We start from the raw sequence: 22,603 nt of genomic DNA, 5'->3' as shown, positions 1-22,603 counted from the left end.
CTCACGGGTCCAGCATCCCCGGCGTCAGCATCAGCTTCAGCCTGACCTGTTCGATGCCATGGCGCTCGCGGTGATTCAACCACCACACCGAGCCCTTCTTGACGCTCCACATCTGCTGCTGCTCCGCCAACAGTCTGGCCGCCAGCCAGCCGATGTAAGGCTGATGCCCCGCCACCACCACGGTGCCGCCGGCCTCCGGCCAACCTACCGCGCGGAGTACATCGTCCACCTCCGCGCCCGGATTCAGCTCCGGCAAAACGGTGTAGCTCTTGGCCAGATAGGCCGCCGTCTGCTGCGAACGCACCGCTTCCGAAGCCAGCAGCACGTAATGCTCCGGCAAACGGTTGCGCAGCCAGGACGCCATGCGGCTGGCCTGCTGCTGCCCGCGCCGGGTCAGCGCGCGCGCCAAATCGTCAACGCCTTCCTCGGCCTCGGCGTGGCGCCATAAAATCAAATCCATATCATTCTCCTTGTTATCCGCCCTGCTGGTCATCAAGCCAAGCCGGGCGCGCCCTGCATGCTAACCGAGGTGCACCCAGCGCACCAGCCATGGCAGCAGCATCGCGGTGAAAACGCCATTCAAACCCATCGCCAACCCGGCAAACGCCCCTGCGGCCTCGGACAAATGGAAGACTCTTGCCGTGCCGATGCCGTGGGCGCTGACGCCGGTGGCTACCCCCAGCAACATGTCGTCGTGCCAGCCCAGCAGCGCAAACAGCGGCGGCGCGATGACTGCCCCGACAATCCCCGACACGATGACGAACATCGCCGCCAGTTCCGGTACGCCGCCCAGGCTGCCGGCCAGGCTCATCGCGATCGGCGTGGTCACCGCCCGCGTAGCCAGCGACACCAGCACCGGCGCATCCAGTCCCAGCCACCAACCCAGTCCGGCCGCGCTGAGCATGCCGGTCAGCCCGCCGACGCAGATGCTGACCGAGAGCGGCATGACAGCGCGCTTCAAGCGCGACAGATTGCCGTACAAGGGCACCGCCAGCGCCACCGTGGCCGGTCCCAGCATCAGCTGGATGAAACGGGCGCCATTCATGTACTGCTGATAACTGCTGCCGCTGAGCCATAACCAACCCAGCACCAGCAACACGCCCAGCAGCACCGGATTGGACAGCGGGTGGCCATCGCAGCGGCGGTTGGCGGCCAGCGCCAAACGATACGCCAGCAACGTGACAAATATGCCTGTGAGCGGCGAATCGAGCACGGTCTGGCTAATGGCTCCGCTCATTGGAGCCTCCGCCGCAGCAACAGTTTCAACACCGCGCCGGTAACCAAGAGCGTGATGACCGAAGAAGCCAGCAGAATCAGCGCCAGTTGCCAGCCGTGAACGCGCAGCAAGGGCGCATAAGCCATCAGGGCGCCGCCCGCCGGAATGAACAGCAGCGACATGTGGCCGAGAAAACGCGGCGTCTCGCGCTGCAGCATGGCCGGCACGCCGCGGCGCAGCCACAAAGCCGCGAACAGCAGCAACAGCCCCAACACCGGCCCTGGCAAGGGCCAGCCCAAAGCGCGCGTCAGCGCTTCGCCCAATAATTGAAAACCCAGCAAACACAAGATCAGATCCAGCATCGTTCGCCTCCCTTCTGCGCCTCATGATAAAGGCAAGAGATTGGCGGCGGATACCGCCACAGGCGACAAGCCGCAACGGCTTTTGGCATAATGCGCGCCATGGTTAACAATGCCCTGTGGCGCCCCGCGCCGCCCGTCCTGCCCGATTCGGTGCTGGACTGTCTGACCGAGCCCGGCTCATTGAGCCTGCGCCTGCAAGCCAGCGGCCGCCGCTTTGCCGTGCGCGTGCTGCAGCAAGGCGTCAACCAGACGCTGCAGGATGAGACCGACGCGCTGGATGCCGCGCCGCATTCGCCAGCATACGCCCGACACGTGCTGTTGACGCTGGACGATACGCCAGTGGTGTACGCGCGCAGCGTGGCGCGCCCCGGCTGCCCGCACTGGCTGCCGGTGCTGGAGCGCGGCAGCCGCTCGCTGGGACTGACGCTGTTCGGCGAACTGCCGGAACTGCGCCGCGACCCTTTGCGCTATGGCTTGCTGGATGCCAGCCATCCACTGGCCGCCGCCGCGGCGCAGACGCAAACCGCGGCATGCTACCCCGCGCGGCGCTGCCGCTTCCTGCTGCACGGCTCGCCGCTGCTGCTGACCGAACTGTTTTTGCCCGCCCTGAAGGATTTGCTGTGATTTCGTCCGCCCGGATCCGCGACCGATACGAGAACTACCGCCAACTGATGCGCTGGGACAAGCCTATCGGCACGCTGCTCTTGCTGTGGCCCACGCTATGGGCGCTGTGGCTGGCCACGGGCGGCAGGCCGCATCTGCCCATCGTCGCCATCTTCTGCCTGGGCACCTTCCTGATGCGCTCGGCCGGCTGCGTGATCAACGACTACGCCGACCGCGACTTCGACGCCCACGTGGCGCGCACCAGCCAGCGGCCTTTCGCCCGCGGCGCGGTCAGCCAGAAAGAGGCGCTGTTCCTGGCCGCCTTCCTTGCCCTGCTGTCCTTCCTGCTGGTGCTGCCCTTGAACACCCTGACCAAACTGCTCAGCGTGCCGGCCCTGCTGGTGGCGGCCAGCTATCCGTTCACCAAGCGCTTCTTCCCGATGCCCCAGGCCTATCTGGGCATTGCTTTCTCCTTCGGCATTCCCATGGGCTTCGCCGCCGAAACCGGCGCGGTGCCGGCGCTGGCCTGGCTGCTGCTGCTGGCCAACCTGTTCTGGGTCATCGCCTACGACACCGCCTACGCCATGGCGGACAAGCCGGACGACCTGAAGCTGGGCATCAAGACCTCCGCCATCACGCTGGGCGATTACGATGTCGCCGGCATCATGGCCTGCCACGCCGTTTTCCTGGCGCTGATGGCCGGCATCGGACTGCATCTGGCGCTGGCCTGGCCGTATTTCCTGGGGCTGGCGGCGGCCGCCGCGCTGATGGCGCTGCAGTACCGCGACATCCAGCACCGCGATCGCGCCAAATGCTTCAAGGCCTTCCTCGACAACAACCGCGTGGGGGCAGTCGTGTTCGCAGGCTTGGCGCTGAGCTACTTAGTGTAAATGGGTAAAATATGCCATTTACAATAAATTACCCTTGCATCAACCATATCTCATGAACTTCCCATCGCTTCCCTGCTCTGAACAAGGTCGGGCGCTGCCCGATGGCAAAACACGCCAATACCAATAAGTCACACAGGAAGGTGAACATCATGAAAAAACTGATGGCTGCTCTGATCGCTGCTGCTTTCGCTGGTTCCGCTTTCGCCGCCCCGGCCGCTTCCGCCCCGGCCGCTGAAAAGAAGATGGAACACAAGGCTGAACACAAGGCTGAACACAAGAAGTCGCACCACAAGAAGACGCACAAGAAGCACGCGTCCGGCGCGGCTCATGAAAAGCACAAGGCTGGCCATAAGGCTGCTTCCGCCGCCAAGTAAGCCTTGCTGCCATGAAAAAAGCTCCCTCGCGGGAGCCATGCCGCCCACTCCAGCGAGTGGGCGGCATTTTTAATACGCGGGGCAGGCTCAGCATCCTGATCAGGCAAATCGATCATGTATTGCAGAAAACCGTCTTCCCGCGCCCAGACCATACGATTTCGATTTTCCAAACCCAAAACATGACGGCGCAAACGCTATACAGATGCCGCAGCCTTTCAAAATGAAAAAGCCCGCGATCATCGCGGGCCAGCCTCAATAAGGATTGATTTCAAACCGCTTCGACATTGTTGTGCACTTCGCTGTCTCGCAGCACCACCTGCGCCCAGACCACGGAATCCAGGTAGTACTGATTGACCATGTCGATATCGAGACTCAGCACCTTGGCATGCGCTTCGATCTGCACATTGTCGCCATGCTCGCAGGCCAGCGCCAGCGCCAGATGTGGGGCGAAGATGCCCTTTTGCTCGATCACCGCCTCGCGAACGGTCAGCGGCAATTCCAGCGGGTCCAGCACATCCGGAAACGGAATGTTCAGCAGCACGTCCAGCAATGAAAACATGCCGGTCAGGAATAGGTGCTCCGCCTCCAGCTTGTTGCCGCGGTAGCTGCCGAGCTTTTCCATGAAGCGGGCGCGGATCAGCGATTTCTCCAGCAGCGCGATGGCGTTGCCATCCTCTTTGCGCGAGGTGAACAGCAGCATGGACAGCCACTTGAACATGGTCTCCCGGCCCAACAGCAGCAAGGTTTCCTCGATGGTCTGCACTTTGCGCGCCAGGCCATGGATAGGCGAGTTGATGAAGCGCAGCAGCTTGAACAGCAGCACCGAGTCCAGCTTGAACTGCGCCTCCACCTCCTTAGCCTCGGCATTGGCACGCAGCAGCCGCATGATCTGCAGGACGCGGGTCTGGCTATTGTCCACCTTGCCGCCTTCCAGCGAATGCGCGGTGATGACGAACGGCCCGTGGAACAGGGCGAAGCGATTGTGCCCAGGCGCGCGCAGGCAAACATCCAGGTCTTCGGCGGTGCCGACATTGCGGGCGATCCAGCGCACAGCCGGATAGCGCTTGGGCAGCTGGTCGAGAATCGGCGCCAATACCCGGGTGGATGGACCGGCGAAATCCAGCACCATGTAGTCCATGCGGCCAAACAGATCAGCCTGCAGGCCGGGCGTCAGTATGGTCTGGTCGTAGGCTGCCGGCTCCAGCGCGAAGCGCAGGCCCAGCTTTTGCAGATCGTCCAGCTGACCCAGCATGAACTCGGACACTTCCATGCCCGGCACCGCCTCCAGCACGAAAATCACGCTGCCGGCCGGCATGCTGCGCAGCAGCGGTTCGTCCAGCGAGGTCATCGCGATATGGACGAAGGCGCGGCGGTAGGCCAGCAGGCGGAAGATGTCCATATTGTGCAGCGTCGACAGCAGCAGCCGGTCAAACTCCTGCTGCTTGCCGGCCTCGATGTTGCGCTTGCCTTGGCGGACGAAGAAATCATAGGCCACCACCCGGCGCTGCTTATCCATCACCGGCTGGTGCGAAACAAAGCCCAGCGTCGCCGGCAGTTCCTCCGCCGGCAATTCCGGCGGCAGCTCCAACATCGTAGTGTCAGACATGTCCGGCGACGCAGGCGGGCGCGTTTCTTCTACAGTGGTCTTTTTAAGACGTCCAGTCAGGCCATCGATCAGGCTTTTCAGCATGTTGGGATCCTATGTTGCACCGGCCGCCTCCCCCGCAAACCGGTATCCAGATAGAATTCTAGCCGATGCGACCGGCAATTCTCGGGGTTTCCACTCGCACGTCGCCGCACTGCGCGCGGTGGCGCAAGGCGTGGTCGATCAGCACCAGCGCCAGCATCGCCTCGGCGATGGGCGTGGCGCGGATGCCCACGCAAGGATCATGGCGGCCATGGGTTTCCATCAGGATGGGCTCGCCCTGCTTATTGATGGAGCGGCGCGGTTGGGCGATGGAAGACGTCGGCTTGATGGCGATGGACACGTCGATCTGCTGGCCGGTGGAAATGCCACCCAGCACGCCGCCGGCGTGGTTGCTGGCGAAGCCCTCGGGCGTCAGCTCATCGCCATGCTCGCTGCCTTTCTGCGTCACGCAGCCGAAACCGGCGCCGATCTCCACACCCTTGACCGCATTGATGCTCATCATGGCGTAAGCGATGTCGGCGTCCAGCCGGTCGAACACCGGCTCGCCCCAGCCCACCGGCACATTGTCCGCCACCACGCGCAGCCGCGCGCCGATGGAGTCCAGGCTCTTGCGGATGGAGTCCATGTATTCCTCCAGCCGCGGCACCACGTCCGGGTCGGCGCTGAAGAAGGGGTTCTGCCCCACATGCTCCCAGCCCTTGAACGGCATCTGCACTTCGCCGATCTGCGTCATGTGGCCGCGAATCACGATGCCGTGCTTCTCATGCAGCCATTTCTTGGCGATGGCGCCGGCCGCCACGCGCACCGCCGTCTCGCGCGCCGACGAGCGGCCGCCGCCGCGCGGATCGCGGGTGCCGTATTTGTGCCAGTAGCAGTAGTCGGCGTGGCCGGGACGGAAGGTGTCGGCGATATTGCCGTAGTCCTTGCTGCGCTGGTCGGTATTGCGGATCAACAGCGCGATCGGCGTGCCGGTGGTCTTGCCTTCGTACACGCCGGACAGGATTTCCACGGTATCCGGCTCGCGGCGCTGGGTGACGTGGCGGCTGGTGCCGGGCTTGCGGCGGTCCAGTTCGATCTGGATATCGGCCTCGGTCAGCGCCAGGCCCGGCGGGCAGCCGTCCACCACGCAGCCTATGGCCGGCCCGTGGCTTTCGCCAAAAGAAGTAACGGTAAACAATCGACCCATGCTGCTGCCTGACATCTGCGATCCCCTGCTGTTTTCGTCTATGCGATCGATTCTAGCATGAGCGATCAGGCGAACTCGCGTCGATACGCGGCCGGCGTCATCAAGAAACGCTGCTTGAACACGCGGTGAAAATAATTGACGTCCACATAGCCGCAGCGCGCCGCCACTGCGGGCAAGGCAAGCTGGCCTTGCCGCAGCAAGGCCTTGGCCAGATCCAGCCGCGCCTGGGCCAGAAACTCGCAGAAACCGTGTCCCAGATGCTGGCGGAACAGGCGCGACAGATGCGTGGTGGAGATGCCGAAGCGCAGGGCCACGTCCTCGCGCGTCAGGGGCGCGTACAGATGCTCGCTGATATACAGGCAGATGGCGCGGAACTGGTTGCCGCCTTGTTGCCAATGACTGTCGCGCGCTTCATCGTACAGTGTCTGCAGCAAGGCCAGCAGCGCCTGCCCCTGCAGCCGCAGCACCTCCGAGGAGGCGCCGTCGCGGCACAGCCCGGCCAGCACATCCAGCATGCCATTCAGGCTGCCGCGCTGCGCCAGCACCATGCTTTCCTTGTGCGTGCTGATCACGCCCTGCGGACCGGAACGCACCAGGCTGAAACCGATCCTGGCGTAATCGAACAGGATGTGCAGCACTTCTCCGTTGGCGCACCAGTTGGGCAGCGACCAGTGCTCCGCCGGAATGAACAGGGCCTCCTGCGCCGAAAGGCAGCCGTTCTCACAGCCCTCGTGGCCGTAGTGGTAGCGATTGGACAGCACCAGCTCCAAGCGCGGGAAGTGCACCTGATAAGCCCCGGCCGGCACATGCTTGCCAGCCGGAGCGTGGCACAGCCGCCTCAGCGTGGACGGCCAGCTCAGGCGAAACGAAGAAGGCGACGCCATGCTTTTACATTCATTCCTCACACTCCTTGCCGCCACACGCTAACACAGGGGGGACGGCGGGCAAAACGTGCGGTAGGCCAGCGCCAGCCGGCCGGCCTTAGCCTCGCAGCGCGTGCCGGGCAGCAACAGCGCGCTTTGTCCCTGCGCCAATTCGATCTCGCCCTCGGCATGCCGCACCTGCAGGTTGCCATCGACCACCAGCAACACTTCCGGTCCGCCGGCCCGCCAGGAGGCGGCCTCCCCTTCTCCCAACAGCAGCTGGTCCAGCGCGAAATATTCGCCGCCGCAACGCGGATACGGCTGCAGGCCGCAGCCGTCCGGCGCGGATATCACGCGCGGCCGCGCCGCGGCACCCTCCATGACTTCCAGCAAGGCCTCCACGTCCACCGGCTTGTCGGTCAGGCCCGCGCGCAATACATTATCCGAGTTCGCCATCAGCTCGACATTGCGTCCATGCAAATAAGCGTGCGGCAGGCGCGCCGGCTGGAAGATGGCCTCGCCCGGCCGCAGCCCCACCAGATTGAGCAGATAGCAGCCGAACACGCCGCGGTCCTCGCGCCGCGCATCGGCCAGCCGCGCGGCCCAATGATCGGGGTCGTCCGGCCCGGCAGGCGGCTGCCGCGCCAGCCGTTGCCACAGTGACGCCAGCAACGCTGTCACCTCCGGCTGCGGCAGGCGCAACAGATGACGGTACAGGCTGGCGCCGCCCTCCTCGGCCAGACGCTGCCGCAACGGCACCCACTCCGGCTGGCGCGCCAGCAGCGCATCGATTTCCGCGTCCGCGCGCATACCGTGCAGCAGCCAGAACGGCGACAGCGCCACCATCATCTCCGGCTTAGGAAACGGATCGCGGTAATGGCGCCGGCGGTCCTGCGCGGCCAGGCCGGCGGCATTGTCGCGGGCGAAACCGGCGCGCGCCTGCTCCGCGTCCGGATGCACCTGGATGGACAACGGCGCGTCCACATCGAGCACCTTGAGCAGAAACGGCAGCCGGTCGCCATGTCTGGCGCGCACGTCCATCCCCAGGAAACGCTCGGGCTGATGGGCGATGGCGTAGTGCAGCGGTTGCGGTCCGTGCGCCGTCATGATCACCGACGGCGCATCCTCGTGCGCGCCCAGCCACCACTCGGCCACCCGCTCGGCGTCTTCCGCCGGCCAGTTCAGCAAGCGCGGAATGAAGCGGCGGCCTCCCCAGGCATAATGCTGGGCCAGCCCGTGCAGCGGATAGGCGCTCATGCCGCGCCCTCCAGCCGCGCCTGCAGCAGCGTCAGCAGCCGTTGCGGATCGGATGCCTCGCGCAGCTGGCGGCGGAAGTCCTCGTGCATGACCAGCCGCGCCAGACGCGAGAAGAATTTCAGATGCTCGGCCCCGGCATCGCTGGCATTGAAGGCGATCAGCAGCACCATGTCCACCGGCTGGCCATCGCTGGCGCCCCAGTCCACCGGCTGTTGCAGCTTGGCCAGGCACAGAGTGGGATGCAGCACATGCTTGGATTTGGCGTGCGGAATGGCGAAGCCGTGCCCGAGGCCGGTGGAGTAAGCCTGCTCGCGCAGCCACAAGTCCTCCTCCATACCGTAACGGTCATCGCAGCGTTCCAGCAGCCACAGCCGATCCACCAGCCCCTTGATCGCGGCCGCCTTGCTGCGCCAGGCCATGCTCGGCAGCAGACATTCCGCAGTCAGCATCGGCAGCTTGCCGCGCGCGCCGTGCGCCTCCACCAGCGCGCGCACCGCCGCGCCGTCTTCGCAGCTCAGCGCCTGTTGCAGCAAGCCGCGGCACTCGCCGGCATCGAGTTCGCGCAGCCTGCGCCGGCATGCCTGCAGAGACGGCGCGCTCATGCTCAGCTCGTCCAGTTCCATGCCCAGCAGCAGCGGCAAGGCATGCGGCGACGCCGCCACCTCGCCGCACAGGCCTATCCAGCGGCCGTGACGATGGATGGTTTTCACTGCCTGGGCGAGCGCCGACAAAAACGCCGGATGCAGGCTGTCGTACAGCGCGCCCACGCGCTCGTTGTCGCGATCCGCGGCAAACAGATACTGCGTGAGATCGTTGCTGCCCACGCTGAAGAAATCCACCTCGCGGCAAAAGGCGTCCAGCTGGAACAGCACCGACGGCACCTCCAGCATGATGCCCAACGGCACCGGCCGCGCCAGACCGAGCGCCGCGCGCTCCTCGTCCAGCACGCGGCGCGCCCAGCGCGCCTCCGCCAGCGTGGCGACCATGGGGATCATCACCTTGACCGGCCCCAGCGCGGACGCGCGCAGAATGGCCCGCAGCTGGGCGCGGAACACGGCCTCCTGGTCCGGATACATGCGGATGGCGCGATAACCCAGAAACGGGTTGCTCTCCGCCGGCGCCGGCAGGCAGCGCGCCGGCTTGTCGCCGCCGATGTCGAAGGTGCGGATGATCACCGGGCGGCCGGCCGCCAGCCGCACCACCTCGGCATAATGCTGGAACTGGCTCTCCTCGCTTGGCGGCGTGTCCGCCTCCATGAACAGCATCTCGGTGCGGAACAGGCCCACGCCGTCCGCGCCCTGGGCAAAGCCCAGTTGCGCCTCTTCGGCGGAGGCGATGTTCACGGCCAGTTCCAGGCGGCAGCCGTCGGCGCTGCGGCTCTCGCCCTGGCTGGCCTGCGCCTCGCGTTGCCGCCTGGCCTCCAGCAAGGCCGCCTCTTCGCGGTAGTAGTCCAGCACTGGCGCTGGCGGCGCGAGAAACAGCGCGCCCAACCCGGCATCGAGCACCGCCGTCCGGCCCAGACTGGCGGCGATAGCCGCGCGCGGCACGCCGGTCAGCACCGGCAGCGAGAAGGCCCGCGCCAGGATGATGGTATGCGAGGTGAGGCCGCCGCGGCCCAGCAGCAGGCCGCGGACGCGGCTTCGGTCCAGCGCCAGCAGCTCGCTCGGCGCCAGGTCCTCGGCCCACAGCACGGCGGCGGCCGGCCATGCCGTCGCGGCCGGCGCGTCCTGCGGATGCAGATATTCGAGCAAGCCGCGGCCCACGTCGCGGATGTCGATTTCGCGTTCGCGCAGATACTCGCTGGCCGATTGGCCGAGCATGTCGCGGTAGTAGGCCACGGTGGCCGCCACCGCCGCCGCCGCGCCCAACCCCTGCCGCAGCGCCTGACTCAAGCGGGCGTCAAAATCGGCATCGCACAAAATGGCGAGATGGGCCTGCGCGATGGCCGCGGCCTGGCCAGACTGGCGCTCCGTTTCCTGCTGCAGCCGCTGCGCCAGCGCCTCCCGCGCCTGGCGCAAGGCTTCGCGCTCATGCGGCTCGCCGCGCGAAGCCGGCAGCGCGTCAACTGCGGGAAAGCGGTAGCCGCGATGCTCGCACAACTCGCCTATCGCCACGCCCTGCCCGGCCGGCTGGCCGAAACACGGCGACGGCGACAGCTCGGCCAGCGCGCGCGGCAGGGCGCGGCTGGCGGCCGGTTCGGCCGACAGCGCCTCGTCGCAATGCGGCAAGGTGTCGCGCAGGAAGTCTTGCAATTGCTTGGCCGCCTCGGCGGCGGACTCGCCGTCTATCTCGATATCGACGATGTCGTTGAACAGGATGTCGCCGCCTATCAGGCTGAGCACGCTCTTGGCGTCCGCCAGTTGGCCGTTGCGCTGGTTGCGCCAGCGGATGGCGGCGCGGAAGCCGCCGCAGAATTCTGCGATCCGGCTGGCCGGACGGGCGTGGATGCCGTTGGGCAAGGGACAGATCAGGGTAAGACTGTGTGACATAAGACTGCTTTCTTGCTGCGCCGGCCCGCGCGGGCCAGCCGGATTTACAGAAGCGCAAACACCGCCTTGGCATCCTTCAGCACGTTCTGGATCGGCACCCGCACCACGCGCTTGTCCTCGAAGCGCTCCTCGCCCTCTATGGCGATGTCCACCGCCAACAGCACCACGTCGGCGGCCTGGATATCGCGGCTGGACAGCTCGTTCTCGATGCCGATGGCGCCCTGGGTTTCCACCTTGATGTCATGGCCGAGCTGGCGCCCCAGGCTTTCCAGTTTCTCCGCGGCCATGTAAGTGTGGGCAATGCCGGTGGGGCAGGCAGTAATGGCGACGACTTTCATATTCTTTCTCCTGGCAAGACACGGTTATTCATGGGCGGGCGCGGCGGTCGGCAAGCGGTCGGCGGCGCGCGCTTTGAGCAGATTGATGGTGACGGCCACCAGCAGCACCCCGGCCGCGATGGCCAGCGCGAACATCCAGCGGTTGTCTATCACCGGCAGCACGATGGGGCCGCCGTGCGGCGCGTGGTCGCCCACGCCCCCCAGCATGGCGATCATGCCGCCCAGGGCGGAACCGGCGACGATGGTGGGGATCACCCGCAGCGGGTCGGACGCGGCAAACGGGATGGCGCCCTCGGTGATACCTATCATCCCCATGCCCAGCGCGGCGGAGCCGGCTTCACGCTCCTGCTCTGTCCACAGCGATTTGCGCAGCTTGGTGGCCAGGCCCAGGCCCAGCGGCGGAATGCACACGGCCGCGGCGACGGCGCCCATCACCTGGTATTGCCCCTCGGCGATCATGCTGGCGCCAAAGAAGAACGCCACTTTATTGATCGGCCCGCCCATGTCGAATGCCACCATCGCCCCCAGCAGCGCGCCCAGCACCATGGCGTTGGCGCCGCCCATGGACTTGAGCCAGACGCCCAGCGTAACCATCAGATTGGCAATCGGCACGCCCAGCACCTCGAACATCAGCACGCCGATGGCCAGCGAGGACAGGATGGGAATGATCAGAATGGGCATCAGCGGCTTGAGCGCCTTGGGCGCCGGCATTTTCTTGAGCTGTTCGACCACCCAGCCGGCCAGCAGGCCCGCGATCAGTGCGCCGAGGAAGCCGGCATTGACGGTATGGGCGATCTGGCCGCCCACCATGCCGGCCACCAGGCCGGGCTTGCCGGCGCGGGCATAGGAGATATAGCCGGCCAGCACCGGCAGCAGCAGCGCGAAGGCGCTGCCGCCGATATCGATGATCAGCTTCAGCGCCGGCGCGTGGCTGAAGTCCGGCCCCTTGCCCGTCATCGGCGCCAGCGAAATGGCCAGCGCGATCAGAATCCCTCCGCTGGCGATGAAAGGGATGACGTGAGACACCCCAGTCAGCAGGTACTGCTTCCATTGTTCCAGACGAGCCTGCATGCTGTTCTCCTCCATTTGTGGATGGAACTAGGCTAACGCAGGCATGGAAGGCCGATATAGTGGCGAGATCAGCCGGATGTGGACTTTTGTGACATCGCGGCGGCGCGCTGGATCATTCTCACAAGACAAATCAAAACGCCGGCTGTGCCGGCGTCAAAACAGATGCGAGCGCTAGGGCTCACCAGGGCAGGCTGCCACCCTGGCGGCGATACCAGCCTGTGACGGACAGCCGTTGCTGCCTGGCCGGCAGCACCTCGTGCCAGAAACGGTCGGACAGGAACAACACCAGCGTGCCGGCCTCCGGCTCCACATCGATGAACTGCTGGCAGTCCTGATCCAGGTACAGGCGGATCTGGCCGCCGGCGCCGGCCGGCCAGTCCTCGTTCAGATAAAACACCGTGGTCAGCGTGCGGGCGTCGTCATCCTGAAAACGGTCCAGATGCTTTTTGTAGAACGCGCCTTCCGGATATACGGCGAAGTGGGACTCCAGCTCGGCCAGGCCCAGATACAGGCCGCGGTTCACCGCTCGCATGATCTCGTCCATCGCGGCGTTATATGCCGCGACGGCCGGCAGCTCGGCTACCTGATCCAGCCACAGCACCGAGTCGGAGCGGATTTCTGCGCGCCGCGCCTGGCCATCGGCGCGGCCGGTGGCGGCTTCGTGGAAGCGGCCTTCGTCCCATACTTGCAGGCAGGCTTGGCGCAGATTGGCGGTCAGTTCGGCCGGCAAGGCTTGGGGCAGCACGATCCAGCCTTGTTCGGCCAGCGTGTCGAGAACGGTATCAAGATCGAATTGCAGCGCGGTCATGTCGGTTTTGCTCAAAAAACGGGCTGACGCTTTCTACCACAAGCCGGGCCGCAAGGCGAATGCCGGACGTCAAGCTTTGCTGACATTTTGCGGATGCTATCATCCCTGACCACCCACACGCCTAGAGCCCAATGCCATGGAAGGACTGCTCAACTATCTGCTGGACATGCTGAACCTGCCCAAAGTGGGGCTGTCCGCCATTTTCCTGATCAGCCTGGTTTCCGCCACCTTGCTGCCGCTAGGCTCGGAACCGGCAGTCTTCGCCTACATCAAGCTCAAGCCGGACATGTTCTGGCCCGTGCTGGCCGTGGCCACGCTCGGCAACACTCTGGGCGGGATCATAGACTGGTGGATGGGCTATGGCGCCAAGCTCGCGCTGCTGCGCTATCGCCTGCGCCGCAGCCACCGCAAGCATGGCCATGCTCACGCCCAGGCGGCCAGTCCATCGCCGCCAGCTGGCAAAGCACCGCTGGGCAAACGCTACGTCCGCTGGATGCGCCTTCGGGGCGCGCCGATCTTGCTGCTTTCCTGGTTGCCGGGAATCGGCGATCCCTTGTGCACCTTGGCAGGCTGGCTGCGCATCTCGTTCTGGCCCAGCGTGTGCTACATGGCCGTCGGCAAATTCCTGCGCTACCTGGTCACCACCTCGGCGCTATTGTGGGTGCCGGACGACTTCTGGCGCGGGCTGGGCCAATTATTCTGAGCGGCCCGCTCGCAACATCAAGGGGCTGGCGATTAATAGTTCTCGGCCACCTTGTCGTAGTCTCCGGCCAGCCAGTCCAGCGCCAGCGGAAAATGGTCACGCGGCGCATCAGGGTGGGTCAGCAGCGACACGTGGTTGTAGTCGTGCAGATGGCCGGCGCGCCGCCCCAGCAGATGCAGGCGCGAGAGGTGCGGGCCGGACTCGTCCCGGAAACGGCGCACGTCCTCCGGGTGGCCGCGGCAAGGGTCGTTGACGGCGGCGAAATACAGCGTGGGCGGCATATGGCCGGCGCGCGCCGCGGCGGCGTAGTCGAAACCGTCATCGCTATCGATCCACGGTTTGGGCTGCGCCCACAGCTTGCTTTGCAGATGGCTCTTGTCGCTCTCGTCATCGGCCCCCAGCCGGATCCGCCGCGCCGGCAAATAGCCGAACACCTTGATCAACCAGCGCGAAGCGGTGTTCCACATGAAGTCCACCTCGACCAGCTTGTTGAAGTTGCGCACGCGCACGCTGCGCTTGGAGCCGAAATACACCACGCTCGCCACCTCGGCGGCGATGTCGGGAAAGCGCACAAGACAGCTCGACATATGCACGCCGCCCCAGGAGTGGGCGATCCAGTGCAGCTTCTGGCCGCCGCTTTTGTGGCGGATGAAAGCATGCAGCGCCGGCAGGTCCTCGCAGATGGTTTCGGTCTGGCCGTGGCGGCTGTGCGGACCGATCTTGGGCTCGCTCTTGCCGCGGCCGCGCAAATCCGCCACGTAGACGTCGTAGCCGGCATCGGCCAGGAAGTGCGCCAGCCCTTTGCCGGAATCGGTATAAAAGATGCGGCCGTTGGCCATCACGCCGTGCACCATCAGCACCGGCGCGCCGCCGGCGCGGCCGATGCGCTTCAGATACAAGCTCTCGCCGTCGCCCACCGGCACATAACAATCCTGCTGCAGTTTCTCCATGGCTTCCTCGCTGGGTCATGCCGTCGCCGTCTGCGCGGCGATTCAAGCAAACGCTTGATCATGACAAAGAACCCGGCAAAGCGGAAGCGTCGGCAAAACCAGCCGGCGCGGCACAGACGCAGCCGCTCGCGGAACCGCGCCAGCCCGCAGCTGGCCAGCCTGCAGCTAGGCGGCAACGGCTGGACTGATTTCACGGGTTTGTGGCTGAGGGCTTGATATCGATCAAACGTCGGGCCGGCCCACTCTTGAATCCCGCGCGATCCGCCCCTATCTCCTCTATCACCACGGCGTCTGCCGTAAGCCACTGATAGGAAAGGAGAAGCAAATGAGCATGTTGCCCGCCCGCCATAGCCTGTTTGACGAATTTTTCCGCGACTTCACCCCGGGCTTCTTCATCAAGCCGTTGCACGGCAACGCGCTGCCATCGCAAATCAGGATGGATGTGAAGGAAACCGAGCAGGCTTATCTGGTGGACGCCGAGCTGCCCGGCGTCGGCAAGGAGGACATCCATGTCGAGATCGACGGCCCCTTGGTGACCATCAAGGCCGAGGTCAAACAGTTTGACGAAGCCAACCAGGATCAGCAGAAACTGCGCAGCGAGCGCTACTACGGCATGGTGTCGCGCAGCTTCCAGCTGCCGCAGGACATCGACCGCGACGACGCCAGCGCCAAGTATGAAAATGGCGTGCTGTGCCTGACGTTGCCGAAGAAGCGCAATAGCGGCGCAGGGCAACGCCTGCGCATTGAGTAGTCGGCCGGATATCGGCCCTGCCATGAAAAACGCGCTGGATGCCCAGCGCGTTTTTTTATCGATGCAGAAATGGGATCAAGCCAGAATCTTCGACACGATCTCGTACACGTCCTTGGACAGCTCGGCCTTGGCCAGGCGCTCCAGCTCCGCGCGCATCAGCGCCTGACGGCCCGGCTCCAGCTTCTGCAAGCGACGGAAGGCGCGGGTCAGGCCGCTGGCGCCCTGCGGATTGATCGCGTCCAGCTGCAAGATACGGTCCGCCATGAAACGGTAGCCGCTGCCGTCCGCCGCATGGAAATGGAACATGTTCGCGCCGAAGGCGCCCAGCAGCGAACGCACCTTGTTCGGGTTCCGGATGCTGAACGCCGGATGCAGCAGCGCCGCCTCCACATGCTGCAGCGTACCGGCCAGCTGGCTGCCGCCGATCAGCATGAAGAATTTGTCCATCACCAGCGCTTCGTTCTGCCAGCGCGAGGCGAAAGCGGTGAAGCACTCGTCGCGCTCCTGGCCGTCGCGGTCGCGCAGCGCCAGCAGCGCGCCCATCTGGTCGGTCATGTTATCGGCTTCGCGGCACTGCTTGGCGGCGGTTTCGGCCGGCCAGGCGTCATCCAGGCGGTTCAGCATCCACAGCGCGCGGTTCTTCAGGCTGCGCTTGCCGGAATCCTGCGGCTTGTACTCGCGCGTGAGGTTCATCTCGTAGGCCTCGCGCCATTCGCCGCGCAGCGCCTGCGCCAACTGATCCAGCACGAAGTCGCGCACCTGATGGATCACCGCCGGATCGGCCACATCCACCATTTCCAGGATCTCGCCCTCGGTCGGCAGCGTCAGCATCAGCGACTTGAACGACGGATCCAGGCTGTGGTCCTTCAGCACCGAGCGGAAAGCGCCGATGAACACTTCGGACAGCTTCAGCTCGCGGCCGGCGGCCACATCGGCGATCAGTTGCTTGAACAGACGTTCGGCGAAGGTCTGGCCGGCCTCCCAGCGGCAGAAGCTGTCGCTGTCGTTGGCCATCAGGAACACCAGCTGGTCGTCGCGCCAGTCGTATTCCAGCTTCACCGGCGCGGAGAAGCCGCGCAGCAAGGACGGCACCGGCTCGGCCGGGATGTCGAGGAAGGTGAAGCTCTGCTCGGCGGCCTTGATGTCCAGCACGCGCGAGGGGCCAACGGCTTCCGCCTCGCCCGCCAGTCGCAGCGGCAAGTCCTTGCCGTCCGCGCCCACCAGGCCCAGCGCCAGCGGGATGTGGAAGGGCTGCTTGACGTTCTGGCCCGGCGTGGCCGGGCAGCTTTGCTTGACGGTCAGGGTGTAGCTTTGCTCGGCCGGGTTGTAGCTGGACGAGACCGACAGGCGCGGCGTGCCGGCCTGGCTGTACCACAGCGCGAACTGTTCCAGATCGGCGCCATTGGCGTCGGCCATGGCGGCGCGGAAGTCGTCGCAGGTGACGGCTTGGCCGTCATGGCGCTTGAAGTACAGGTCCATGCCCTTGCGGAAGCCTTCGCGGCCCAGCAGGGTTTCATACATCCGCACCACTTCCGCGCCCTTCTCGTACACGGTCATGGTGTAGAAGTTGTTCATCTCGATATAGCTGTCCGGACGGATCGGGTGCGCCGTCGGGCCGGCGTCTTCCGGAAACTGCGCCATGCGCAGGCCTTTGACGTCGTCGATGCGCTTGACCGCGCGGCTGTACATGTCGGCGCTGAATTCCTGATCGCGGTAGACGGTCAGGCCTTCCTTCAGGGACAACTGGAACCAGTCGCGGCAGGTCACGCGGTTTCCGGTCCAGTTGTGGAAGTATTCGTGGCCGATCACCGCCTCGATGTCTTCGAAGTCGGTGTCGGTGGCGGTGTCCTGGCGGGCCAGCACGTACTTGGTGTTGAAGATGTTGAGGCCCTTGTTCTCCATGGCGCCCATATTGAAGTCGCCCACCGCCACGATCATATAGATGTCGAGGTCGTACTCCAGGCCGAAACGCTCCTCGTCCCACTTCATGGAGTGCTTGACCGACTCCATCGCGTGGGCGGTCTTGTCCTGATCGGCCGGTTCGGTCCAGATTTCCAGTTGAACCTCGCGGCCGCGCATGGTGACGAACTTGTCCTTCAGCGCCACCAGTTTGCCTGCCACCAGCGCGAACAAATAGGCCGGCTTGCGGTACGGGTCCACCCACTTAACCCAGTGGCGCTTCTTGTCCACCATGCCCTCGCCGACCTTGTTGCCGTTGGACAGCAACACCGGGTACTTCTGCTTGTCGGCCTTGATGGTGGTGGTGAACTTGGCCATCACGTCCGGACGGTCCAGGTAGTAGGTGATCTTGCGGAAGCCTTCCGGCTCGCACTGGGTGAACAGATTGCCGCTGGAAGCGTACAGGCCCATCAGGCTGGTATTGGCCGCCGGGTCGAGTTCGGTTTCGATTTCCAGGATGAAGCTGTCCGGCACCTGGGGCACGGTCAGCACATCATTGGCCAGCTGATAGCGGGTTTCGTCCAGCTTTTCGCCATCCAGCACCACGGCGATCAGCTTGGCGCTGCCGTCCAGCTTCAGTTCGCTCGCGGCGGACTGGCCATTGCGGTTGACCACCAGCCGGGAATGGACCCGGGTGAATTCATCTTCGATGTCGAACACCAGATCGACGCGGTCGATCAGAAAGGCCGGGGCCTGGTAATCCTTGCGATACTTCACTTCCGGCTGTTGGGCCATGCGTGTCTCCTTATCGTCCGGCTTGTGGCCGGCCTCATGCATAGACAGAACGGCGCCTGCTGGCGCCGCTCGTTGTTGTATCGTTTCCGCTCAGCGGCTGGCGATCCACTTGCCGCCATCCGGCAGCAGCTTCAGGCGGCAGGTGTCCTCGGCGGCAGGCTGCAGCGTCACGTCGAAGCTCATCAGCTCGTCGCGACGGAAAGCGTGCAGCTTGATCTTGTCGCCGGCTGCGTAACGGGCGATCTGTTTGTCCAGATCGACGGCGCGCAGCTTGTCCACCGCCACCACCACATCGCCGCCGGACAGGCCGGCCGCCTGCGCGGCGCCGCCATCCAGCACCTGGGCCAGCTTGACGCCGGCGGCATCGCCTGCGGTCTTGACGCCCAAGGTCAGCGGCGCGGGCTTGCCGGCGAAGGCGTCCACCACGCCGCCGCGGTCGGACGCGCCTTGCGCCGCCTCGAATTTCAATTCGACGCCCTGGCTGGCCAGCAGTTCAGCCAGCGGCAGGTCTTGCGTGGAACGCAGCGCCAGGTCGAAGAAGGGCTTGAGCTTGAGGCCGGTGGTTTCGATGGCGATCTTTTCCCACTCGTCCTCTTCCAGGCCCTTGCCGTCCGCCAGCCACTTGGCCCACAGCGCGCGCATCACGTCGTCCAGCGACTGCTTGCCCTTGCTGTCGCGGCGGATCAGCAGGTCCAGCGCCAGCGCCGCCAGCGAACCCTTGGTGTAGTAGCTGACGATGCTGTTGGGGCTGTTTTCGTCCTGGCGGTAATACTTGGTCCAGGCTTCGAAGCTGGACTGCTCCAAGGTCTGCTTCAGTCTACCGGCGCCGCGTTGCACGCCGGTGATGGTTTCGGCCAGCAGACCCAGGTAGCGCTTCTCGTCGATCAGGCCGCTGCGCACCAGCGCCAGGTCGTCGTAATACGAGGTGATGCCTTCAAACGCCCACAGCAGGCGGGTATGGCCTTCGCGGTTCAAGTCGTACGGCGTGAACGCCGCCGGCTTCATGCGCTTGACGTTCCAGCTGTGGAAGTATTCGTGGCTGATCAGGCCCAGCAGCTTCAGGTAGCCGTCGCTGATTTCCGCCGCGCCCGGCGCCGGCAAATCGTCGCGATTGGCCACCAGCGCGGTGGAGGCGCGGTGCTCCAGGCCGCCGTAGATGTCTTTGCCGACAAACAGCATGAAAACATAGCGATCGAACGGCGCCGGCTCGCCAAACAGCTTGATCTGGTATTCGCAAATTTTCCGGGTGTCTTCGGCCAGGCGCTTCAGATCGCCCTGGAAACGGCCGGATACGACGAACTCATGCGGCACGCCGCAGGCCTTGAAGCTGACTTTTTTGAAATTGCCCAGCTCCACCGGGTGATCGATCAACTCGTCGTAGTTGGATGCCTGGTAGCGGCCGAAGCCGCTCTTCTTCTTGATGTCGGCGGCCGGCAGGCTGGTGGCCACTTTCCAATCCGCATAAGACTTGCTGTCCGGCGCGTGGATGTCGACCGAGCACGGTTCGTCCTGATATCCATCTACGGCCAGGAACACGCTGGTGCCGTTGAAGAAACCGCGTTCGCCGTCCAAATAGGCGCCGCGCACCGACAGATCGTAGGCGTACACTTGATAGCGCAGGGTCAGCGCGCCCTTGGCCGGCTCGGCCTGCCAGCGGTTCTTGTCCAGCTGGCGCAATGCCACCGTCTTGCCGCTGGCTTCCGCCGACAACGATACGATATGCTTTGAAAATTCACGTATCATATAACTGCCGGGAATCCACGCCGGCAGGAAAAAAACCTGGCCATTCTTGGCTGGCTGCAAAACGGTAACCGTGACTTCGAACAGGTGGGCTTCCGGCGATGCCGGCCGCAGAGTGTACTGTACTGGGATGGACTGGATCATGATCTGCCTGCATGCGTTGCAAAACGCGATGATTTTAGCATTACCGCGCCGCAAGCGCCGCCAATTGTGCCGTATTGATCCATGTCAATAAGCCTTGCCTGCATGCCAATACAATTGCATGAGTGGCAATTTGGACTGTTTACGATTGCCATGCGAGTAGTACCACGGCAAGAACATGCCGGAACGGCCAAGCCGCCCATCCAGCTGGTTGGCGGTAAATGCTTGATTTAGAATAAAGGCATTGGTCTGGATGGGAATTTGGTGCTGTCGGAAAGGCTGGCGAGCTGCTAATACAGACATCGAAGCCTATCGATACAGGTCAAGCACTTGACCCAACCATGCTGTTTCGGTTCCCGCGACGTGCCACCGCTTCATGCAGCAGATTGGGCTGCATTGAAAAAGTTCAAGTCGCTACGGTTTGTTCATGTTCTGAGTTAGCAACCTTGGAGAAAACCTTAATGGAAACGCAACCCACTTATAACTATAAGGTGGTGCGCCAATTTGCCATCATGACCGTAGTCTGGGGCATCGTCGGCATGTTGGTGGGCGTGGTCATCGCGGCCCAGCTGGTATGGCCGGAGCTCAATTTCGGGCCCTGGTTCCACTTTGGCCGCCTGCGCCCCCTGCACACCAATGCCGTCATTTTCGCCTTTGGCGGTTGCGGCCTGTTCGCCACTTCCTACTATGTGGTGCAGCGTACCTGTAACGTCCGGCTGATTTCAGACAAGCTGGCCGCCTTCACCTTCTGGGCGTGGCAACTGGTCATCGTGCTGGCCGCCATCACCCTGCCGCTGGGCCTCACCTTCGGCAAGGAGTACGCCGAGCTGGAATGGCCGATCAAGCTGCTGATCGCCGTGACCTGGGTGGTGTACGCCATCGTATTCTTCGGCACCATCGCCATCCGCAAGGTCAAGCACATCTATGTGGCCAATTGGTTCTACGGCGCCTTCATCCTGGCCGTGGCCTTGCTGCACATCGTCAACTCCGCCTTCGTGCCGGTGACGCTGTGGAAGTCCTATTCGGTGTATTCCGGCGCCGTCGACGCCATGGTGCAGTGGTGGTACGGCCACAACGCCGTGGGCTTCTTCCTGACCGCCGCCTTCCTCGGCATGATGTACTACTTCGTGCCCAAGCAGGCCGGCCGGCCGGTTTACTCCTACCGCCTGTCCGTGGTGCACTTCTGGGCGCTGATCTTCACCTATATGTGGGCCGGTCCGCACCACCTGCACTACACCGCGCTGCCTGACTGGACCCAATCCGTCGGCATGGTGTTCTCGCTGATTCTGCTGGCGCCGTCCTGGGGCGGCATGATCAACGGCATCATGACCCTGTCCGGCGCCTGGCATAAGCTGCGCACCGACCCGGTGCTGAAGTTCCTGGTGGTTTCGCTGTCGTTCTACGGCATGTCCACCTTCGAAGGCCCGATGATGTCGATCAAGACCGTCAACGCGCTGTCCCACTACACCGACTGGACCATCGGCCACGTGCACTCCGGCGCGCTGGGCTGGGTGGGCTTCATCACCATCGGCTCGATGTACTACCTGATTCCGCGCCTGTTCGGCCGCGACTCCATGTTCAGCGTCAAACTGATCGAGGCGCACTTCTGGCTGGCCACGGTCGGCGTGGTGCTGTACATCGCCTCGATGTGGATTTCCGGCGTGACCCAGGGCCTGATGTGGCGCGCGCTGAACGCGGACGGCACGCTGACCTACGCCTTCGCCGAGTCGGTCAAGGCCAGCTACCCCTACTACTTCGTGCGCTTCCTTGGCGGCGCCCTGTACCTGTCCGGCATGCTGCTGATGGCTTACAACACCTTCCGCACCGTCTCCGCCGGCCGCGCCGTGGATGCCAAGATTCCGGCAGTCACCGCACAAGCACACTAAGGGGGCGAAAGAAAAATCATGGACAAAATCCAAAAACTGATCGAAGAACATGTCGGCTGGCTGATCGTGCTGACCCTGCTGGTGATCAGCGTGGCGGGCCTGGTGGAAATCCTGCCGCTGGCCTTCCAGAAATCCGTGACCGAGCCGGTAGCCGGCGTCAAGCCTTACACCGCGCTGCAGCTGGCCGGCCGCGACATCTACGTCCGCGAAGGCTGCTACAACTGCCACTCGCAGATGATCCGTCCCTTCCGCGCCGAAACCGAGCGTTACGGCCACTACTCGGTGGCGGGCGAGTCGGTATACGACCATCCTTTCCAGTGGGGCTCCAAGCGCACCGGCCCGGACCTGGCGCGCGTAGGCGGCCGCTACTCCGACGAATGGCACCGCGTGCACCTGACCAACCCGCGCGACGTGGTGCCGGAGTCCAACATGCCTGCCTTCCCGTGGCTGGCCAAGAATCTGGCCGATGCCGACGTGGTGCCGGCCAAGATGGAAGCGCTGCGCAAGGTGGGCGTGCCGTACTCCGACAAGGAGATCGCCGAAGCCAAGTCGCAAGTGGAGGGCAAGTCCGAACTGGATGCGCTGATCGCCTACCTGCAAGGCCTGGGCCTTGCACTGAAGAATGTACGTTGA

At 64.3% G+C, this 22,603-nt stretch carries 22 protein-coding genes; 7 read left to right on the top strand and 15 right to left on the bottom strand.

Features of this window, described 5'->3' with window-relative positions; genetic code table 11:
* Position 1: 1 nt before the first annotated feature.
* Genes C2134_RS11310 through C2134_RS11300 form a run of 3 tightly spaced genes read right to left on the bottom strand, consistent with a single transcriptional unit; the run spans position 2 to position 1,578 of the window.
* Positions 2-460 (bottom strand): SixA phosphatase family protein, encoded by a 459-nt coding sequence (locus C2134_RS11310; protein ID WP_043620557.1) that lies wholly within the window; start codon positions 458-460, stop codon positions 2-4.
* A 60-nt stretch (positions 461-520) separates the two neighbouring features.
* On the bottom strand, positions 521-1,237 hold the full coding sequence (locus C2134_RS11305; RefSeq protein WP_103320094.1) for an LrgB family protein: 717 nt from the start codon (positions 1,235-1,237) through the stop codon (positions 521-523).
* Positions 1,234-1,578 carry a CidA/LrgA family protein gene (locus tag C2134_RS11300; protein WP_103320092.1) on the bottom strand — a complete coding sequence of 115 codons (345 nt, stop codon included), beginning with the start codon at positions 1,576-1,578 and terminating at the stop codon, positions 1,234-1,236. Before C2134_RS11300 ends, C2134_RS11305 begins: the two co-directional genes overlap by 4 nt.
* A gap of 99 nt (positions 1,579-1,677) precedes the next feature.
* On the opposite strand from C2134_RS11300, the gene C2134_RS11295 reads away from it, so the two are divergent.
* The 3 genes from C2134_RS11295 (at position 1,678) to C2134_RS11285 (ending at position 3,445) form a co-directional block, all read left to right on the top strand.
* Entirely contained in the window at positions 1,678-2,202 is a 525-nt protein-coding gene (locus C2134_RS11295; RefSeq protein WP_233196421.1) for a chorismate--pyruvate lyase family protein, read from the top strand.
* Entirely contained in the window at positions 2,202-3,071 is an 870-nt protein-coding gene (ubiA, locus tag C2134_RS11290; RefSeq protein WP_439646994.1) for a 4-hydroxybenzoate octaprenyltransferase, read from the top strand. The genes C2134_RS11295 and ubiA overlap by 1 nt, the downstream gene beginning before the upstream one ends.
* 101 nt (positions 3,072-3,172) lie before the next feature.
* A complete protein-coding gene (locus C2134_RS11285) occupies positions 3,173-3,445 on the top strand; it encodes a hypothetical protein (RefSeq protein ID WP_199179922.1) in 273 nt (90 codons plus the stop codon).
* Positions 3,446-3,713: 268 nt separating this feature from the next.
* Here the strand turns inward: C2134_RS11285 and C2134_RS11280 are convergent, their stop codons facing one another.
* The 8 genes from C2134_RS11280 to C2134_RS11245 form a co-directional block, all read right to left on the bottom strand.
* Complete coding sequence (locus C2134_RS11280) at positions 3,714-5,135, bottom strand: EAL and HDOD domain-containing protein (RefSeq protein ID WP_103320085.1); 1,422 nt, start codon at positions 5,133-5,135, stop codon at positions 3,714-3,716.
* Positions 5,136-5,193: 58 nt separating this feature from the next.
* Positions 5,194-6,294, bottom strand: a complete 1,101-nt coding sequence (aroC, locus tag C2134_RS11275; protein ID WP_103320083.1) for a chorismate synthase — start codon at positions 6,292-6,294, stop codon at positions 5,194-5,196.
* Between the two features lie 50 nt (positions 6,295-6,344).
* Positions 6,345-7,163 carry an AraC family transcriptional regulator gene (locus tag C2134_RS11270; RefSeq protein WP_103320081.1) on the bottom strand — a complete coding sequence of 273 codons (819 nt, stop codon included), beginning with the start codon at positions 7,161-7,163 and terminating at the stop codon, positions 6,345-6,347.
* Between the two features lie 39 nt (positions 7,164-7,202).
* Positions 7,203-8,399: a mannose-6-phosphate isomerase, class I gene (gene manA / locus C2134_RS11265; protein ID WP_103320079.1), complete on the bottom strand. Its 1,197-nt coding sequence runs from the start codon at positions 8,397-8,399 to the stop codon at positions 7,203-7,205.
* Positions 8,396-10,888, bottom strand: a complete 2,493-nt coding sequence (gene ptsP / locus C2134_RS11260; RefSeq protein WP_103320077.1) for a phosphoenolpyruvate--protein phosphotransferase — start codon at positions 10,886-10,888, stop codon at positions 8,396-8,398. The genes manA and ptsP overlap by 4 nt, the downstream gene beginning before the upstream one ends.
* A gap of 44 nt (positions 10,889-10,932) precedes the next feature.
* Positions 10,933-11,226: a PTS fructose transporter subunit IIB gene (locus tag C2134_RS11255; RefSeq protein ID WP_071108237.1), complete on the bottom strand. Its 294-nt coding sequence runs from the start codon at positions 11,224-11,226 to the stop codon at positions 10,933-10,935.
* 24 nt (positions 11,227-11,250) lie between these two features.
* Positions 11,251-12,297, bottom strand: coding sequence for a PTS fructose transporter subunit IIC (locus C2134_RS11250; RefSeq protein ID WP_103320075.1), 1,047 nt, complete (start codon positions 12,295-12,297; stop codon positions 11,251-11,253).
* Between the two features lie 178 nt (positions 12,298-12,475).
* The gene (locus tag C2134_RS11245) at positions 12,476-13,105 is read right to left on the bottom strand and encodes a 2OG-Fe(II) oxygenase (RefSeq protein ID WP_103320073.1); all 630 of its coding nucleotides are present in this window, start codon (positions 13,103-13,105) and stop codon (positions 12,476-12,478) included.
* Between the two features lie 136 nt (positions 13,106-13,241).
* On the opposite strand from C2134_RS11245, the gene C2134_RS11240 reads away from it, so the two are divergent.
* Positions 13,242-13,808, top strand: a complete 567-nt coding sequence (locus C2134_RS11240; protein ID WP_103320071.1) for a YqaA family protein — start codon at positions 13,242-13,244, stop codon at positions 13,806-13,808.
* Positions 13,809-13,840: 32 nt separating this feature from the next.
* Here the strand turns inward: C2134_RS11240 and C2134_RS11235 are convergent, their stop codons facing one another.
* Positions 13,841-14,758, bottom strand: coding sequence for an alpha/beta fold hydrolase (locus C2134_RS11235; RefSeq protein WP_103320069.1), 918 nt, complete (start codon positions 14,756-14,758; stop codon positions 13,841-13,843).
* Between the two features lie 325 nt (positions 14,759-15,083).
* Between C2134_RS11235 and C2134_RS11230 the strand changes: the two genes are divergently transcribed.
* Complete coding sequence (locus C2134_RS11230) at positions 15,084-15,509, top strand: Hsp20/alpha crystallin family protein (protein WP_103320067.1); 426 nt, start codon at positions 15,084-15,086, stop codon at positions 15,507-15,509.
* Positions 15,510-15,584: 75 nt separating this feature from the next.
* Here C2134_RS11230 and pepN read toward each other — a convergent pair whose 3' ends face one another.
* The 3 genes from pepN to C2134_RS21215 all read right to left on the bottom strand — a co-directional run bounded on the left by pepN (position 15,585) and on the right by C2134_RS21215 (position 20,387).
* The gene (pepN, locus tag C2134_RS11225; protein WP_103320065.1) at positions 15,585-18,203 is read right to left on the bottom strand and encodes an aminopeptidase N; all 2,619 of its coding nucleotides are present in this window, start codon (positions 18,201-18,203) and stop codon (positions 15,585-15,587) included.
* Between the two features lie 90 nt (positions 18,204-18,293).
* Positions 18,294-20,087, bottom strand: coding sequence for a M61 family metallopeptidase (locus tag C2134_RS11220; RefSeq protein WP_103320063.1), 1,794 nt, complete (start codon positions 20,085-20,087; stop codon positions 18,294-18,296).
* 84 nt (positions 20,088-20,171) lie between these two features.
* Positions 20,172-20,387, bottom strand: a complete 216-nt coding sequence (locus tag C2134_RS21215) for a hypothetical protein (RefSeq protein ID WP_146042138.1) — start codon at positions 20,385-20,387, stop codon at positions 20,172-20,174.
* A 158-nt stretch (positions 20,388-20,545) separates the two neighbouring features.
* Between C2134_RS21215 and ccoN the strand changes: the two genes are divergently transcribed.
* Entirely contained in the window at positions 20,546-21,970 is a 1,425-nt protein-coding gene (gene ccoN, locus C2134_RS11215) for a cytochrome-c oxidase, cbb3-type subunit I (RefSeq protein WP_103320060.1), read from the top strand.
* A gap of 18 nt (positions 21,971-21,988) precedes the next feature.
* Positions 21,989-22,603, top strand: coding sequence for a cytochrome-c oxidase, cbb3-type subunit II (gene ccoO / locus C2134_RS11210; RefSeq protein ID WP_103320058.1), 615 nt, complete (start codon positions 21,989-21,991; stop codon positions 22,601-22,603).

This window comes from Chromobacterium sinusclupearum (assembly GCF_002902845.1).
Taxonomy (GTDB): domain Bacteria; phylum Pseudomonadota; class Gammaproteobacteria; order Burkholderiales; family Chromobacteriaceae; genus Chromobacterium; species Chromobacterium sinusclupearum.
Note: the sequence above shows the minus strand (reverse complement) of the source record. Positions and strands in the feature narration are given on the sequence as shown.